This is a genomic window from Pedobacter ghigonis, from assembly GCF_903166585.1.
GTDB classification, from domain to species: Bacteria; Bacteroidota; Bacteroidia; order Sphingobacteriales; family Sphingobacteriaceae; genus Pedobacter; species Pedobacter ghigonis.
In genome coordinates, this window is record NZ_CAESCM010000001.1 from 456247 (window position 1) to 473261 (window position 17015).

General features: G+C 39.1%; 13 protein-coding genes. 5 read left to right on the forward strand and 8 right to left on the reverse strand.

Going from position 1 to position 17015, the window contains the following annotated elements; all coding sequences use genetic code 11:
- Positions 1-6: 6 nt before the first annotated feature.
- The 7 genes from HWV58_RS01950 to HWV58_RS01980 form a co-directional block, all read right to left on the reverse strand.
- Positions 7-1314: an HlyD family secretion protein gene (locus HWV58_RS01950; RefSeq protein ID WP_175632445.1), complete on the reverse strand. Its 1308-nt coding sequence runs from the start codon at positions 1312-1314 to the stop codon at positions 7-9.
- Positions 1304-3496: a peptidase domain-containing ABC transporter gene (locus HWV58_RS01955; protein WP_175632446.1), complete on the reverse strand. Its 2193-nt coding sequence runs from the start codon at positions 3494-3496 to the stop codon at positions 1304-1306. Before HWV58_RS01955 ends, HWV58_RS01950 begins: the two co-directional genes overlap by 11 nt.
- Before the next feature lies 1 nt (position 3497).
- Positions 3498-4580, reverse strand: coding sequence for a hypothetical protein (locus tag HWV58_RS01960; RefSeq protein WP_175632447.1), 1083 nt, complete (start codon positions 4578-4580; stop codon positions 3498-3500).
- Positions 4581-4796: 216 nt separating this feature from the next.
- Entirely contained in the window at positions 4797-5729 is a 933-nt protein-coding gene (gene gwsG / locus HWV58_RS01965) for a grasp-with-spasm system ATP-grasp peptide maturase (RefSeq protein WP_175632448.1), read from the reverse strand.
- Positions 5730-5881: 152 nt separating this feature from the next.
- A complete protein-coding gene (locus HWV58_RS01970) occupies positions 5882-6079 on the reverse strand; it encodes a hypothetical protein (RefSeq protein ID WP_175632449.1) in 198 nt (65 codons plus the stop codon).
- A 22-nt stretch (positions 6080-6101) separates the two neighbouring features.
- On the reverse strand, positions 6102-6302 hold the full coding sequence (locus HWV58_RS01975; protein WP_175632450.1) for a hypothetical protein: 201 nt from the start codon (positions 6300-6302) through the stop codon (positions 6102-6104).
- Between the two features lie 162 nt (positions 6303-6464).
- Positions 6465-6668, reverse strand: coding sequence for a hypothetical protein (locus tag HWV58_RS01980; protein ID WP_175632451.1), 204 nt, complete (start codon positions 6666-6668; stop codon positions 6465-6467).
- Positions 6669-7118: 450 nt separating this feature from the next.
- Between HWV58_RS01980 and HWV58_RS01985 the strand changes: the two genes are divergently transcribed.
- The 5 genes from HWV58_RS01985 (at position 7119) to HWV58_RS02005 (ending at position 16495) form a co-directional block, all read left to right on the forward strand.
- On the forward strand, positions 7119-8981 hold the full coding sequence (locus HWV58_RS01985; protein WP_235972621.1) for a histidine kinase: 1863 nt from the start codon (positions 7119-7121) through the stop codon (positions 8979-8981).
- 11 nt (positions 8982-8992) lie between these two features.
- Positions 8993-9739 carry a LytR/AlgR family response regulator transcription factor gene (locus HWV58_RS01990; RefSeq protein ID WP_175632453.1) on the forward strand — a complete coding sequence of 249 codons (747 nt, stop codon included), beginning with the start codon at positions 8993-8995 and terminating at the stop codon, positions 9737-9739.
- A gap of 217 nt (positions 9740-9956) precedes the next feature.
- A complete protein-coding gene (locus tag HWV58_RS01995) occupies positions 9957-11210 on the forward strand; it encodes a 6-bladed beta-propeller (protein WP_175632454.1) in 1254 nt (417 codons plus the stop codon).
- A gap of 4 nt (positions 11211-11214) precedes the next feature.
- The gene (locus HWV58_RS02000) at positions 11215-14034 is read left to right on the forward strand and encodes a carboxypeptidase regulatory-like domain-containing protein (RefSeq protein ID WP_175632455.1); all 2820 of its coding nucleotides are present in this window, start codon (positions 11215-11217) and stop codon (positions 14032-14034) included.
- 100 nt (positions 14035-14134) lie between these two features.
- Positions 14135-16495 (forward strand): mechanosensitive ion channel domain-containing protein, encoded by a 2361-nt coding sequence (locus HWV58_RS02005; protein WP_175632456.1) that lies wholly within the window; start codon positions 14135-14137, stop codon positions 16493-16495.
- A gap of 59 nt (positions 16496-16554) precedes the next feature.
- On the opposite strand, the gene HWV58_RS02010 is transcribed toward HWV58_RS02005, so the two are convergent.
- On the reverse strand, positions 16555-16965 hold the full coding sequence (locus HWV58_RS02010) for a cupin domain-containing protein (RefSeq protein ID WP_175632457.1): 411 nt from the start codon (positions 16963-16965) through the stop codon (positions 16555-16557).
- Positions 16966-17015: the final 50 nt, after the last annotated feature.

The following is a 17015-nucleotide window of genomic DNA, read 5'->3' on the forward strand; positions in this document are numbered from 1 at the left end:
TCCACTTTAATCTCCCTGGTATCTTAATAACTTCCGCATCTGGTAAAAAATCCTTTCTATCAATCTTAAATCCTGTGTTACAATTTCGGCATTGCCTTTAAGTTCTTTATCAAAAGCAAGGTTTCTGTGGTAAGAAGTTTTTAAGCCTTTGGGAAGCGTAACATCAACATAATAATTTCCTTTGTCATCAGGTGCGAAAGCTATATTTTGCACCCTTCCTTCTACAATTCCATATTCCTGGTAACGGTAGTTGTCCAATTTGATTAAAACCTTTTCACCAGGGCTAATTTTTCCGGAATTGCCGGCAGGAACCGACATCCTGCCAACCAGGGCCTGCTTATTATCGGGCAAAACAGATAAAACTGCATCTCCCCTTTTAATAAACTGGTTTTCTCCCCAAAACTGTTGAAAACTGACTACACCATCGGTAGAAGAAATAATGAGGTAATCTTGTTCCCATTGTCGCAGCGATTTCCTTAACTGCTCAAATAACTGTAAGGTTTGCGAGGCAAAATTAATCTTGTCTTTTTCAGCATTAATTGTGGCACCGCTTTTTGTTTTGTTAAGGTTTGCAATGCCCTCTTCGGTTTGCGAAAGTGAAATATTTATGGCTTCAAGGCTTTGCTGCGCCTGTAAGAATTTAATTTTTTCAGTTTCGAGCTCAGTTGCCGAAATTACACTCAGGCCAAAAAGTTTCTGCGCACGCTGATAGCTTTTCTTTACCAGTTCGTGTTTGGCCAGCTCGAGCTCTTTTTGTTGCTTTAAGTTGGTTATCCTGCTTCTGTAGGCCGAAATATTCTGATCGGTGGCGATATTTTCGGGAGCATAAGGCCGCAGCCGGCTAAATAATTGCTCATCCTGAAAGGCTTTGGCAAATGCATTGTAATCGGCCTGGAGTTCGCCCAATTTTAGTTTCGAGATTTTATTAATCGGGAAAGAAGATAACTGATCCTGCGAAATTGAATCGGCTATTTTTTTAAGTTCAAGCAAATCGAGGTAGTTTGCGGTCGATTGCAAAACCAGCAGCACCTCGCCTTTCTTTACCTTTTGGTGGTTGCTCACAAATACTTTCTCGATTTTAGCATCAGTTCTGGCTTGTAGCTTTTCAGGCGGGTTTTGCGAAGTAACTACAATTGGGGCCGGCACAAATTCGGGATATTTAATAAAATAGCTCATCAGCAGCCCCATTAAAATTGCCCCAAAAATAATCGCATTTCCCCAACGGAACATCCAATGGGGTGGCTGTGATAGAACATCCTGCACGCTTTCTGAGCGCAGTTCTATATTGTCTAATATATCTTTCTTAGTTCCCAAGTTCGAGCTGGTTTTTAATTAGCCTGTAATATTCCCCTTTTTTAGCCACCAAGGCTGCATGGTTACCTTCTTCAACAACCTTTCCTTTATCCAGCACCACAATTTTATCGGCATGTTTTACTGTCGATAAACGATGAGCAATAACGATTGCTGTTTTCCCTTTAAAAAACTGCTCCAGGTTTTCGATAATGATTTTTTCATTGTTGGCATCGAGCGCACTGGTCGCTTCATCGAAGAAAATAAAATCGGGCGATTTATAAACTGCCCTTGCAATAAACAGCCTTTGTTTCTGGCCACCACTAATGCCTACCCCTTCGTTACCAATTTTGGTATTATAACTTAAAGGCAAACTTTCAATAAAATCTTTAATGTTGGCAATCTCAATTGCCTTCCTTAGTTTTTGTTTATCCACGGTTTCTTCACCAATAGCGATGTTATTGGCAATAGTATCGTTAAATACATACCCTTCTTGCATTACTACCCCGCAGTGGTCGCGCCAAAGCCTCGAGGAGATATTTTTCATATCGGTATTACCGATTTTCACCTCACCGGTATTCGGATCGTAAAACTTCATCAATAATTTTAACAGCGTAGTTTTCCCGCTACCACTGGCACCCACTATGGCTGTTGTTTTCTGATATGGAATGGAGAGGTTCAGGTTTTCGAACACAAAAGCATCAGAACCAGTGTACCTGAACGACACATTGTTAAGCGCTATATCGTTTTGCGGAATTTCAGTTACATACTGTTCTTCATGGCTATCCTCATCTTCTTTATCGTGAATTTCACCTAATCGTTCTAAAGAAATTTTGGCATCCTGACTCTGTTTAATAAATTCAATGAGTTGCATGAGTGGGCTATTCAGTTGTCCGATAATGTATTGAACTGAAAGCATCATACCCAGCGTTAGGTTTCCAGTTAACACCAGTTTGGCTGCAAGAAAGCTCACCAGGATATCTTTCATCTGATTGATAAAGTTCCCACCTACCGATTGCCACTGTTCTAAGGAAAGTGATTTAATCTGCACTTTGAACAGCTTCACCTGCAAAAATTCCCAACCCCAGCGTTTTTGCCTTTCGGCATTATGCATTTTTATTTCCTGCATGCCATTAATGAGCTCAATTACCTTGCTCTGCTCTTGCGAAACCTGCGAAAACCTTTTGTAATCCAGTTCTTTTCTTTTCTTCAGGAAAAAGCTGATCCACACTATGTACACTATCGCGCCAGTTAGGTAAACCAAAAACAAGCGGTAGTCGTAGCACAGCAATACAATACTAAAAATGATCAGATTAACCAGCGAGAAGAGCGTATTGAGCGATGAATTGGTTAACAGTTGCTCAATGCGGTGGTGATCGTTAATGCGCTGCATAATATCCCCGGTCATTCTGGTATCAAAGAAACTGATCGGCAGTTTCATTAGCTTGATAAAAAAATCGGAGATAATGGATATGTTTATCCGGGTAGAAAGATGCAATAAAATCCAGCTGCGAATAACTTCAATGCCTGTTTTGCCAATAAAGAGCATTACCTGTGCCAGCAAAATCAGGTAAATAAAATTGAGGTCCTGGTTTTGAATACCCACATCTACAATGCTCTGGGTAAGAAAAGGGAAAACCAGCGACAATAAACTGCCAGCCAGCAGACCAATTGCCAATTGAAAAATCAGCGATTTATACTTAAAAAGATATTTGGAAAGGAAAGAAAAACTGGTTTTCTTTTCTGATTCGTTAAATTCATCTTTAAAAAAAGCCGGGGTAGTTTCTAAAACAAGCGCAATGCCTTCTTCTGTATCTTCCCTGGCATTTTCGCCTATCCAGCTTTTAATAAATTCTGTTTTAGTGTAAGTAATCAAACCATGTGCAGGGTCTGACACGTAAACCTTTCCAACCTTATCAATTTTGTAAACCACAACAAAATGGTTTTTGTTCCAGTGCACCATGCATGGCAAAGGAACTTCGGCTGTTAAGGTATTGAAATCGATTTGAACACCTAAAGTCCTGAAGCCTAAGTTTTCTGCTGCATTGCTTAAACCCTGCAAACCACTTCCTTCCCGTGTGGTTTCTGCCAGATCGCGGATTTGCTGCAAGGGAATATTCTGCCCGTAGTATTTGCTAATAATACGCAGACAGGTTGGACCACAGTCTTTAGAGTCGGGTTGTTTGTAGAACGGAAAATTTTTCATTCTATTCTGACCAGATTTTGTTAAAGGTTTTGGATAATTTATCCTTATTTATTGTACAGCCAGATGCAGAAACAGTTATTCCCGAATCTTTTAAATTGAGATAACCTTCTTCATTATTCCATTTAGAGATGTAAGGATTATAAACACATTCAAAATGATGAAACCAATGTTCAGCTTCTTTTTGAGGTACACGTGTATCGGTACACATATACCTAAATTCGCAATGCTGGCAAACAAGAATTTGTTTCTTATTGAGGTTTCCAAGCTCCAAAAATGGTTTGCTATTAATTGTTTGATGAAATTCATCAAAACTCATTGAATTAATATTGCCAAAACTTTGTAGGTTATTAAGGCCGTTTTTAATATTGCCGCTTTGGTCAATATATATTTTCCCGTTGTAATACGAGTGTTTGTTATAAGCTTCCAGAAAAAAATCCTGATTTACAAACAATTTATCTACAGTTAGCAGCTGTTGGTAACGCTCCAAATTTTCAGTAAAAAAATTATAGTAAATATTATCTTTCAGCTTTGTTTGCGGCTTATCTACCCCAAAAATATTAACTGAAAATATGGCCGGTTGCCGGGCTAATTTCCCCTCATATTTATCAAGGATCTTTGCATCAAATTTTTCGATATAAAGATATATACCATCAATTTCCAGATGGACAAATGACTCAATCACATTGATGAGTTCATCGTTTATTTGCGGCGAAATGATGCTTAAGTTTTGAAGGTGATTTTGATTAATAAAATCAACAAAATTATGACCTATGTTAACATGCACTACAGCATGTGTTAGCTCGTTTGTCTGATGTAACGCTTTCGATATTTTCGGAAACCTCTTCTTTTCTTGAGTAGAGGCAACCTCAAAAATAATCTCTAAATCTAAAAGAAAGTCAATCAGTTCGCTGCGCTCAGATTGATCAGAAATTCTGTTAAAATTTATAAAGCCATCGGTGTTTAAAATATGATAATGCGCTTTTGAAATAAAATGATAGTCTTTACGGCCCAAATCGTAAATGATAGCCCTGTTAAACCCAATTACCGGAATACACAGTTGGTTGCGAAGGTATAATTTGATCATATCGGGGATTTAAAGTATAGGTCAAGCTGTAAGCTATTGGTACGGTAAATTTTAGAAATCCTTGTTTTAATAAGGTATGTAGGCTTAGGCTTTTTTACCAATGATTTTATGTGCAATGGTGCTTGTCCGGTAGCTATGAGGTCTTTTATTTTTTTCATCGGTTTTATTGATATGGTTAATTCAAGTGAATGTGCATGGGTTCTTTTCTGATAAAAATTAAAGTGCCAGTGCTATCTCTTTCTCCAAATTGTAATTACAAGGGGTTGATACCATGCCAAATTGGCCAACAGGATTTAAGTCTAAAAAGTAATACTGGGCGTCATCACTAGAATAAATCACATCAAACGACGCACAGTTAAGGCCGTATGCATCAAGCATTTTTTTTAACTTTTTTTCGTATGTTTTTTCAAAGGTATACGGCGCAACCCGGTTTGGTTTTTCTCTATCATAATTTCTGAAATCTATATTGGTATTGCTGTTGTTTTGAGAGAATATGGCCATGGCGTAAAATCTGCCATTGAGGTAAAAAACCCTGATCTCATAAGCTTTCGGAATAGCCTGTTGAAAAAAAGTGGGTACAAATTGTTCTGGGAGGGTATCAATATCTTCACGATTAACCATGGAGGTATAGGCCATGTGCGAAAAATCATCCTCATCTTGCAACGAAAACGGTGTGCTAATGGGCTTGGAAATAATCTGTTTTTTTTGCTCAAAAAAATTAGCAACTGCGTTTTTACAACCTGTAACTAAGTATTCAGGGGCTAAAACGTCATAGTGCCGACAAAGATCCATTAAATATAGTTTGTTGATGTCGCTGTTTTTGATTTTGTTTACCGAAGGAATTTTATCCAGCCTATGATAAAAATATTCTATCAGCGCGGTATGCTCAACACGTAAGTAGTCTTTAATTAAGGCGTTCTTAAATTTAGCAAAAAGATCCACCCCACCCCTTCTGTACCACATTTTGGTAATTTGACTGCCCAAAACCATTTCCCCATTTATGGCGATGGCAAAATCTGACGAAGTAAGCCAAAGCAGTTCAAATAAGGTATCCTCATTGATTCTAATAAAAGGCTTTTTGAGCCGTATAAGCCAGCTGATTACAGAACTGGTAGAATAATCGCTGTTAATGGAGAATATTAGTATCACGAAACTCGATTTTATAATTTTTATAGCTTATTCAGCCACTTATGTTTTACCAATTGTTTTTATTTGCGCAGTAATGATTTCCGGGTTGTACTTTAAGTTTTTAATGTAACCATCGAGCTTATTATCGCCCGATGGTTAATTAATCTAATGAATTAAACCTGCCATGATGAAGAAGCAGGATAGCCGATTGTTTGGCCCTGATCATTATACATGGTTGTTGTTTTGTCTGCACAATGATCTCCATAGGTATATTGGGTACATAATGCGCTTGTGCCCATAGCGCGGCCACCGTTAACCTGGCTGTCATTTAGGGCTATTCTTTTTTCGAGCAATTTTTTACTGTTTTTCATATTTTTAATTTTTTAAGAATGGTTATGGGCAGTTTGTGAAAAAACATTCTTCAACCAGTACGTTACCATCGGTCCTTACTTCGGAATTGGTTACCGTACAACCATGTTGATTGGTATAGGTATGGTTTACGTTTTTATAAGTCTCGCCTGAAGCACGTCCACCACTAATTTGGCTATTCTTTAGTTCGATTTTTTTCTCGAACAATTTGTTGCTGTTTTTCATTTTCTTTTTGGTTAAGTTTTATACATTTTAGATTGACAGCTTTTAAAAACCTGAAACCCTCAAACTCAGGTCTCGATAGCTTTGATATATTTTGTCATCAACGCTAAACTAACTGATATTCAAGAGATCTGATTTTGTGTCAATTTTTAAAATAAGCAGGTATTATTTTCCTGTTAGTGTAGGATTGAAACCTATTGGTACATTAGTGCCGGGTTGGTCAAAACCAATGTCGGTGCAACTATCAGGGTTTTCTCTTGTTCCTGTTTCTGCTACGGATACCTGGTTGCTGTAGCCAAGTTTACCACCATTAATTTGGCAATCTTTTAAGTTGATTCTTTTTTCGAATAAACTTTTGCTTGTTTTCATAATCATAAAATTTAAAATTGATAGATAATTTTCGCCATCTCACCCTGACGATTTGGGGTTTATAGTAGATCGTTGTTAAACCCGAAGAAGCCATTTGGCTTACTCCTGTTAAATAAAATTAGAGGGAAGTGATAATTCTCACAAGCGAGATTTTATATTTGAGGTATCAATCCCAATATTCGTGGCCTTTGCACTGATATCTGTTAAAAACGCTCTTTTTATGCCCCAATTTCAAATATGAAACTAAATGCTACGGATATGGAACGGAAACAGGTGAATATGCATTAGCTGTTTTTGGCAAAAAAGCTTTGGCTATATTTAAAAACCAGACCTGGGTATCACAAAAATGAATAAATAATTGTCTCTATACTTATGCTTTTTCAGTTGCTACAAACATTTAAATCCATAAATATCAAATCCTTTCTAACTGGCTTTTTCTGTTTATCCCTCTTGTTTACCAGTGCTTGCAAACAGGAAAAAAAGCAGCAAAACCAGAATAATACCCAGGCACAAAATACGGGCAACACCGATTTCCTCGGGCAAATTATTGCCATGGATACCCTGCCTCCAAACGAATATAAAAAAGCTGTTTACAGGGCAGACAGCCTTTTAAATTTTTCACCAAATGAAGCAGATGCTCCATTCGGGTATTATTTCAGGGCGAGGAGGCTGATCCTTGAAAAGCATTCGGACAGCGCCAGGGCTATTTATAAATTTATGGACAGCAAGGGCAAAAATCCTGAAACTGATTTATTAATGGATTACAGCATTTTAAGCAGTCAAACCAATGGCGGTGCGGCGATAAATGCCAGCTTAATGAAGCAAACCTTAGCAAAAATAGAAAAGGCAGAACAGTTAAAAAGCAGAATCACTTACCTGTTTTATGATTTGCTGGCTAAAGTTTATTATCAAAACGATAATCCAAAACAAGCATTGGGCTATGCAACCCGGTATTACAACACCCATCCATATAAAAGGCACCGGGTAATTCAGCAAAGGTATTTCGACATTTCGTTTTTGCTGGCTACCAAGATGGACGATTATAATAAAATGATCTTTTATAACAACAAAGCGCGTGTGCTGGCCAAAAGTATTAACGATAGCCTGGCGCTGGCCCGTACTTACGATAATGAAGCGCAAATTTACGACCGCCAGGGCCAGTTTGCGAAATCGCTTGCCAGCAGCAAAATATATTTCAACTATCTAAAAAGCACCAACAACCTTAATGATATTGCTTTCAATAACCTGGCCACCAGTTTTGAGCACAACCAGATGCCCGATTCTGCCATTTACTATTACCGCCAGGGGATTGCCTTCGAAAAAAAGAACCCATCGGGAAGAAGAAAAAATATGTTTTATAACGGCCTCATTAGTGCCTATAAAAACAAAGGTGCCTATGCCGAAGCACTGGAAGCTGCAGATTCTGCCTACAGCATGGAAATTCGCGATATTTCGGCCATTGATGCTGTAAAAATTGCCGAACTGCACGAGAAATATCAGGCAGAAAAAAAAGACAGGAACATCACCGAGCTAAATAGCCGGAACGAATTGTATCAAAAAATCATTACCCAGCAAAGGTGGACCTTAGCCCTGGCCCTTTTTGTGTTTTTAGGCGTGCTTTCTCTTCTGTTTATTATTTACCGGCAACAAAGGCTAAAGGGACGAAATATCCTGCTGGCCTCAGAGAATAAGCGGTTAAATATCGAACAGAAATTACTGCAGGTACAGCTTAACCCACATTTTATTTTTAATGCCATTGCCAATCTGCAGGGGCTCATATCATCTGGCGATTCGAAAGAAGCAGTTCGTTACCTGAGTACCTTTTCTAAATTATTGCGTAATGTACTCGAACAGAATACGAAAGAATTTATTGAATTAGATGAAGAAATAGCCTCATTGCATAATTATCTGCAACTGCAACAAATGCGCTTTACCGGTCTGTTCGATTACCAGATCACTGTTAATCACTTGCAGCTCGAAAACGTTCTGATTCCGCCTATGCTTATACAACCTTTTGTAGAAAACGCAATCGAACATGGCTTCAGGAATATCGCTTATCATGGTAATCTGGCCATTACTTTCGCAACAGCACAGAATCAATTACTGATTACCGTAGATGATAACGGATGTGGGGTAAGTGCCAAGGCAGCGGTACAAACAAAAAAATCGCTGGCACAGGTTATTTTAAAAGAACGGCTCGATGTACTTTTCAATTCGGCCAACCAGCAGGCAGGTTTCGAACTTGAAGATAAAAGCGATAAGGGTGGCCGGGGTGTAAGGATAAAAATTAACATACCGTTGGTTAAAGATTAGCTCAAAAACATATGAAAATCTACATACTCGAAGATGAGGCGCACATTATGCAGCACATTTTACAGATTGTAAACAAGCTCAGCGCTTTCCAGATTGTTGGCCATTCGGGCGAAGTAGCCAGGGCAGCTACCGAAATACCTTTGCTAAAGCCAGAGGTGATCCTGGCTGATATCAGGCTAAAGGATGGCGATAGTTTCAGTTTGTTTAACGATATCGGAATGGAAGATTTTCAGGTTATTTTCCTTACCGCTTACGATCAATACGCCATACAGGCGCTGAATATGGGAGCCTTTGCCTACCTGTTAAAACCGGTTGATGAAATATCGCTTGGTGAAGTATTGGGAAAATACCTGCGCCAACGTGAGCAGGAACAGTTTGATAGGCAACAACTGGAAATTGCCCGCGACCATTACCTGGCTCAGGGCGTTAAAGGCATCAAAAGGATTGCATTGAAAAGCCTCGAGTATATTGAGATCGTAGATCTGGATGATATCATCTACTGCAAAAGCGACAAAGGCTACACCACATTTTGCTTGAAAGATAAACGCGAAGTAGTGGTTTCAAAAGGTCTTAAAGAATACGAAAACATGCTCGCATTTTCCGGTTTTCTGCGTTGCCATCAATCCTACCTGATTAATTTCCAATATGTAAAAAAATATTACCGCGAAGGAATGCTGCTCATGGAAAACGGCGAAAAAATACCTGTTTCGAGCCGAAAGAAAGAGGAGGTATACCGGTACCTGCAAAATATTGCCTAGCGGATGTCAGGCTGTTTACTTTAAGCGTTCTCCTCAAAATGGAGAACGCTTTTTTTATGGATAGCGCTCGAAAACTAGCCTGCCTTTATCGATTAATTCAGACAAACCTTTTTAAACCTTAAAAAATGTTAAATCTAAACCCAGCGGCTTGTAGATAACTTATTTTATAGTTATTATTGTTAACCGCAATTGCGGCACACCAAATCTAAACACACTTATGAAACGCTTCAAGCATAACTTATGCTTACTGGCACTAACCTGCCTTTCCTCTCTCACGGCTTTTTCGCAAGAAGGAGTAATCGACAGTTCGCATGTTGTAACCTTACGAATCGACCCGCAAAGTGCACGCGGAGCAGCGGTTTCGCAAATTTTCGACGAAGTTAAATTTGTCCCGCTGGAAACCACCAAAGAAAGTTTGTTCGGTAATATTGCTGAACTTAAAATCGCCGGTAACAAATTTTTAATTTACGATTACGATACCCGCGCTGTTTTGGTTTTCACCAATGAAGGAAAATACCTCACCAAAATCGATGCCGCCAAATTACAAACAGAAAAGGCTGATAAAGAAAAAGCGGTAACGCATGGTTTTACCTTGGTAACTGAAGGAAACACCGAATATATTGCTGTCTATACACCAAACAATGTACAGTATTTTACGCTGGAAGGTAGTTTTGTAAAAAAAGTTAAAAACTTCAATTATTACTCACCCAAATTATCTTTCGCAAATAGCGATGTTGTACTCAGACCTTATACCTATATCAAAAAAGGTAAAGACAGTACCCGATATTCGCTTGTTACCATCGACAAAAAAAAGAAAGACACCGTGGGCTATTTTAAAATCGATGATAAGTTTTTCGAAAGAGACGATTGGTATGGCGACGATCCAATAACCAAATACAATGACAATGAGGCTTTTTACACCAGGTATTACGATTACCGTTTGTACAAGCTCAACGCAAAAAAAATGGAACTGGCTTATAAATTTATTTTTCCGGCCATAAACACGCTGCCAAAAGATTTTATCACCAATCCTGCTTACGTTAAAAAAAGGTTCGAATACTTCGAAAAAAACAAAAAAATGATTCATGGTATTGGCAGCAGTTATTTAATTGGCGATCAGCTATACCTCAAACTATCCAACATCTTTTGGGATAAAGACCAGAAGAAAAGCCTGATTTACAACACCAAGACAACTGAGCTGTTATCTTTCCAGGATTTAGAGCCAGATAGCCTTTCGAGTTTCTTACCGGTAACTGATTCGGGCTTTGCCTACGATTTCGAAAACCGAGGATTCTTAGCCTATGAAGATAAAAAGTTTTATACCAGTTACTCTGCATTGGCGATGTTTACTTTTAAAGAGCGTAGTGCCGGTAAAACAACCCAATACCCTCCCCTGCTTGAAAAGTATTTTAAAACCGGCGACCGGAAAAGCAATCCTGTAATTATCATCTTAAAACCGAAGCAAATCTAAAATCATGCGCGCTCATTTTTTATTCCTTTTAAGCATTATTTGCTTAGGAACAGGCTATTCTTTTGCCCAAACCGCAACTCCACCACCCACCGGTACGATTAAAGGTATCGTGAGAGATACTGTGCACAATTATGTACTTAAAGCAGCGACAGTTTCCATTTACAAGGCCGATAATACGGTAATCAATTATCAGCTCAGCAACAATTATGGCGAGTTCAAATTTAGTAACCTGCCAATCGATAAACCACTCCGGCTGGATATTAGCAATGTAGGATACCAAACCATTCAAAAGCATATTACCATTCCAAAAGGACAGACTGTGCTCGACCTTAAAAACGTTATCATTAACCCGCAGGATGTGAATTTGCAGGAGGTAACTGTTACTGTTCCGCCAATCTCTTACAATAACGATACTTTAGAAATTAATGCCATTGCCTTTAAGCTTGATACTAACGCTACGGTAGAAGACCTTTTGAAAAAAGTACCCAATATAACCGTTTGGGGCGATGGTATTATCACCGTTAATGGCCGGGAAGTGAAACAGCTTACCGTTAATGGAAAACAATTTTTTGGTGGCGACAATAAAATTGCCTTGCAAAACATCCCCAAAAATGCTTTAGAGAAAATACAGATTTTCAATACGGCCGACAGAGATAAACCACTAGATAGCAACCTGGTAGCCAACCTAAAATTAAAGAAAGGGAAAGACCGATCCTACTTCGGAAAAATAAGTGCCGGCTACGGGACAGACAAGCATTACCAGTTTGATGGCAATTTAAATTTTAGTACCCCCAAGCTCCAGCTCTCGATCATCGGGGCGTCTAATGATATCAACAAGATCCCCAACGATATTAATACCCTGATCAGAAACAGTACTTACAAAGGTGTTGGCACCTCGGTTGAATACCAATCGGATTTCAGGCAAACCGGACTAAACAAAGGCAATGTGGCCGGCGCACAGATGACCTACAATTTTAAGCCCGACAGTAAAGATTGGAACAATAAAAGTTCGTTAACGGCCGATTATTATTTTAAAAACCTCGAATCATCAAACATAGGCGATGCGCAAACCATCACCACCATTGCCGATAATAACCAGCTTTATGCAAACAGCAATACTACCTCATCCAATACCAGCGACAGACACCGCTTTAATTCAATCTACAATTATTACCAAAAAAGCCACCGCTTAGATTTGAGCGAATCATTCAATACAGAAAAGGGAGATAATAGCAATTCCAGTACCAGAAGTGCGGAAAATAATGCCCGGCAACTTACCAGTACCAACAACAGCGAGGGGCAAAGTAACTATACCAATACCGATTTCACTATCAGGGCAAGCTACAACTATCAGAATTACAACAACTGGAAACAACGTTTTAAATCGCTTAATGCCAGCTATGATGCAAGCTATAACGACCGAACTAATGACAGAACAGAAATCACGGCATTTAGGGATTTATTAAACAGTGCCAATAACCGCGACTTTAATCGGAAATACCAAACGGATAGCAAGAATGTATCGCAAAACATATCCATTGGCTTACCCAATCTTAAATCTATCTTTTTTGGAAATGCCAATCTAAGTGGATTTGATGCTGAAATTACCGGTAGACTGGCTTTGACTAATAACGAAGAACATAATTTTATTGAAGATTTTGTGAACGGGAATTACCAGCAGAATAATTACCTTTCCAATAACCTTAAAACCAATGTTACCGATTTTACTCCCGGTATCTCGCTAAGCAAAACGTTTTCCAAAAACCTAAGCAACCGTTATTACAAATCGCTAAACATTAAAATTACCGCAGCGCAGCAAGTCATTAATCAGAACAATACATCCGACCGCGCTTTTCAAAACCTAAGGCGAACCTATCGCAATTTTGTACCTGTTGTTTCGGTAAGTGCCTCAAACTATCAAACCGGCACCTATCAGGAAAGCTTAAACCTCAGCTATCGTACCCAGGTAAATATCCCTACCCTTTACCAGCTCGCACCCTTAACCGATAGTACCAACTTATATAATTTGCAGAGGGGTAACCTGAACCTGAAAGAGGAATTAAACCGTTCGATCAATATCTATTTTTATCATTATGATATGAAAAGTAAAAATACATTGAACTTTAATGTCAATGGCTCGGTGGGTATAGTCGATAATGATATTGTAGATAGTACCTTTATCGACCAGCAAAACCGGAGAACGATTTACTTAACCAATGCTAATGGTAATAGGTATGCCAACCTGAGTGGAAATATCCGTAAGTCGTTTAAACTAAAAACCAGTGAATTGCAACTGGGTTTTAATACTTCCTTTAATTTTAGCAAAAACCCAACTTACACCAATACTTTGTTTAATTTTTCGAACAACTTTTCTACTAACAACAGCCTGCAAACCACTTACACCTATAAGGATAAATTAGCCTTCGAAGCCACACAAGGCATTGTTACCAGTCTAGCTAAACAAAGTGCCTTAGGTACGGCCTACAAAAACATTACGCTAACTACTTCCTTCAGCGGAAATTACAATTTCACTAAAAAGTTTTCGCTCAGTAGTAACATCAATTTCAACAACAACAATCCATCGGTTGGCGAAACGATTAATTTTGCGATCTGGAATGCAAATGCCACGTACCGTTTTACCAAAGGCAATAATGCAGAGGTGAAATTTTCGGCACTCGATTTATTGCGCCAAAACAGAAGCGTATTTAACTATGCTAGCGTAAACAGCTTCACTACAAGTACAAAAAATGTATTGCAACAATATTTTATGGTAACACTTTCCTTTTATCCGAGAAAGTTTGGTGCCAATGCGCCTAAAAAGTAAGGTGTTAAAATTTAGCATTCAGGCGTTCTCCCCGAAAAGGAGAACGCTTTTTTATTTTCTATTATTTACTTTTGGCTACAAAATCTTTCGTTAAAAGAAAATGATTATAAAAAGTTCTTCCAATTTGCGCACTGTTTTTCTGGTAATGACCTGCATTGCCCTTTCTTTTTCTGCTTTTGCCCAAACCGGCAAACCAGCAGACAAGAACCCCGAAACTGCTTTTCTGGCCGATTCTGCTGTATTAACTAAAAGTGACTATCTCTTTCGATTAGAAAAAGTTTTCGAGGTGGTAAACAAGGTGCCCGTTACCGTTAATTCGTTTACCAAGCTTAAGCCAATTGATGCCCATCTCACGCAGGATGAAGCAGCCCTTGCACTTTTAAAAAGCCGGCTAACCAATGCAGACCGGAACCTTAACCTGCAGAACCTGCAAATGGACGAAACCCTGCTGGAAGAACTTCAAAGCAATAACCGCGATTGTTTGGCCGATTTGGACGCATACGAAAAAGAACTCCGCAAGTTAAAAACAGAAATACTTAACCTGCGTAGAGATTCGGTGCTGGTTAAAATATTTACCACTCCGGCCTTACGCGAAATGTTTAAGCTACAGTTTGCTGAACTCAAAAAAAAGCGGGTGGTAATGGATAGCCTAATTAAAAACGCTTCCTTAACTATTAATAACCAGCAGGCGCGCACCTCGGCCAACCTGATTAACATTAAAGAGCTGATGTACCTTACCGATAGCCAGCTTAGTGCCGTTAGCATAAAAGCATTTGGAAAAGAAAGACGCTACCTATGGGAATCGGTTAATAAACGTGCCAACAAAGGCATGGGTTTCAGAAAGTTTATGAATAGTGAGCAGCAAATATCTGCCTACTATTTCGTTTACACCAGAAGCAGCCGTGCTTTACTCTTGTTTACCTGCCTGGTTTTCTTCTGCTGGGTATTTTTTAATTTCAGGAGCCTAAAACAACGCGACAGGCTGGAAGCAGTGGATGATTTTAAGTTTACCATGCTTTCGCCAAAACCATACCTGGTTACTTTAATTATGCTTTTTGCGCTCGCACCCGTATTCGATTTACGGGCACCAGCCTTGTATATCGAATCGGTACACATCCTGCTTGCTATTTGCCTTACCTTTTTATTCCGGAAAAAACTACCTAAAAAGTTATTCTTCCAATGGTGTGTATTTGTGCTGTTTCTTTTTGCACCGGTAATCCTCCGTATTTTGGGCATGCCTCCGCGCTATCAGCGCTGGTTGCTTTTAATACTAAGCCTCGGAGCCACCACCTATGGCCTTATCGTTTGGCGCACACTCGAAGAACAATACAAGAAGTACAAACTACTCCTATCAACAGGCTTTATTTACATCATATTTGCCTTTATTGCTACATTTTGTAACCTTTTTGGCCGTTTTACGCTGACGCAGATTTTTTACAACACCGGTGTAAGCGCTTTTCTGAATGCCACTTCGCTGATTGTACTTGCTAAAATGTTTGTCGAGGCCTTTTTACTCCAAATGAAAAGCAGCAGGATTAGAAAAGGCTATCCGGAGTTTTTTGACTGGATACCGGTTACCGCAGGCTTAAAACGCATTGCCTCAACAGGCGCTATTATCATCTGGGCTGTTATTTTTACAACCAACTTAAATATTTTCAATAGTATTTATTCGGCCATTACCGACGAGCTTACCCAAAGGAGAATTGTTGGCAGTTTCTCTTTCACCCTGGGCGGCGTGGTGCTGTTTCTAGCCATTATATGGCTTGCCAATTTCTTACAAAAATACATTGCCTATTTCTTTGGCGATGTGGGTGATGATGCATTGGATGATAACAAAGGCGAACGCTCCAAGTTATTGGTTACCCGCCTGGTTTTACTCATTAGTGGCTTTTTAATTGCTGTTGCCGCCTCTGGTTTGCCAATTGATAAAATCACGGTGATACTGGGCGCTTTGGGTGTAGGTATTGGATTGGGTTTACAGAACATTGTAAGCAATTTTGTTTCAGGTATTATCCTTATTTTTGATAAAACAATCCGCATTGGCGATGTGGTAGAGCTGAGCAATAAAAAAGGAAGGGTAAAAGAAATTGGTGTAAGATCCAGTACCCTGCTAAGCGATGAAGGTGCCGAAATCATTATCCCAAATGGTTCTATCCTTTCCAACAACATCATCAATTGGACTTTGAGCAATAACCAGATGCGAGTAGACATCCTGCTGTCTATCGCTAAACCTTTCAACTCATCAGAGGTAACCAGCCTGATCCGCAATGTAATTATCGAAAACACCAATGTATTTGTGAATAAAGAACCTGTAATTATGATCAGCCCGGTGAGCAGGGCCAGCAGCGATGTTCGGATATTTTTCTGGTGTAAAGATATTTCGCAGGCCGAACTAACCAAAAGCATAGTAAACGCACATATTTTTGAAGCGCTCGAGGAAAAAGGAATCGAGATCTTATAAATTCATTAAACCATTACCGAAAGGAACAATTAAAACATCCCTTTCGGTAAATTTATCCTTTAAGGTTTCATGACCACCAGGGTTTTCCCCTTTTCTACAATATAGGTTGCCAATTCTACTGCCTTATTTTTACCCACATTCTTAGCCTGGTGATTTTTACCTGCCGGAATAAAGAGCACATCGCCAGCTTTAAGCCTGACTGGTTTTTCTCCCTCAATCTGATATTCAAATGTACCTTTAAGCACATAAATTACTTCTTCGCCGGGATGCGAATGCATGCCGAACTGAACCCCAGGCTCAAAAGCGATACTCGCCTGTATGGTTTCGTATCCCGGAACACTAATGTCGTGTCTCTGGTGATTGGTTCGTGTAATGCCTGTTTTTTGGGCAAAGGTGGTAAAAGGAGCTATAAAAGCACTTAACCCGATGGCCAGAGTGGCACTAAAAATAATTTTCCTGTATTTTTCCATAATGCTAATTTTATAAGGAAGCAATTTAGTTCGCTGCCTTAGTGATGGTT

Bases quoted from the DNA above. Each gene is read 5' to 3' on its own strand.
- HWV58_RS01955 (WP_175632446.1), bottom strand. From the start codon at position 3,496: ATGAAAAATTTTCCGTTCTACAAACAACCCGACTCTAAAGACTGTGGT.
- HWV58_RS01960 (WP_175632447.1), bottom strand. From the start codon at position 4,580: ATGATCAAATTATACCTTCGCAACCAACTGTGTATTCCGGTAATTGGG.
- HWV58_RS01970 (WP_175632449.1), bottom strand. From the start codon at position 6,079: ATGAAAAACAGTAAAAAATTGCTCGAAAAAAGAATAGCCCTAAATGAC.
- HWV58_RS01975 (WP_175632450.1), bottom strand. From the start codon at position 6,302: ATGAAAAACAGCAACAAATTGTTCGAGAAAAAAATCGAACTAAAGAAT.
- HWV58_RS01980 (WP_175632451.1), bottom strand. From the start codon at position 6,668: ATGAAAACAAGCAAAAGTTTATTCGAAAAAAGAATCAACTTAAAAGAT.
- HWV58_RS01990 (WP_175632453.1), top strand. From the start codon at position 8,993: ATGAAAATCTACATACTCGAAGATGAGGCGCACATTATGCAGCACATT.
- HWV58_RS01995 (WP_175632454.1), top strand. From the start codon at position 9,957: ATGAAACGCTTCAAGCATAACTTATGCTTACTGGCACTAACCTGCCTT.
- HWV58_RS02000 (WP_175632455.1), top strand. From the start codon at position 11,215: ATGCGCGCTCATTTTTTATTCCTTTTAAGCATTATTTGCTTAGGAACA.
- HWV58_RS02005 (WP_175632456.1), top strand. From the start codon at position 14,135: ATGATTATAAAAAGTTCTTCCAATTTGCGCACTGTTTTTCTGGTAATG.
- HWV58_RS02010 (WP_175632457.1), bottom strand. From the start codon at position 16,965: ATGGAAAAATACAGGAAAATTATTTTTAGTGCCACTCTGGCCATCGGG.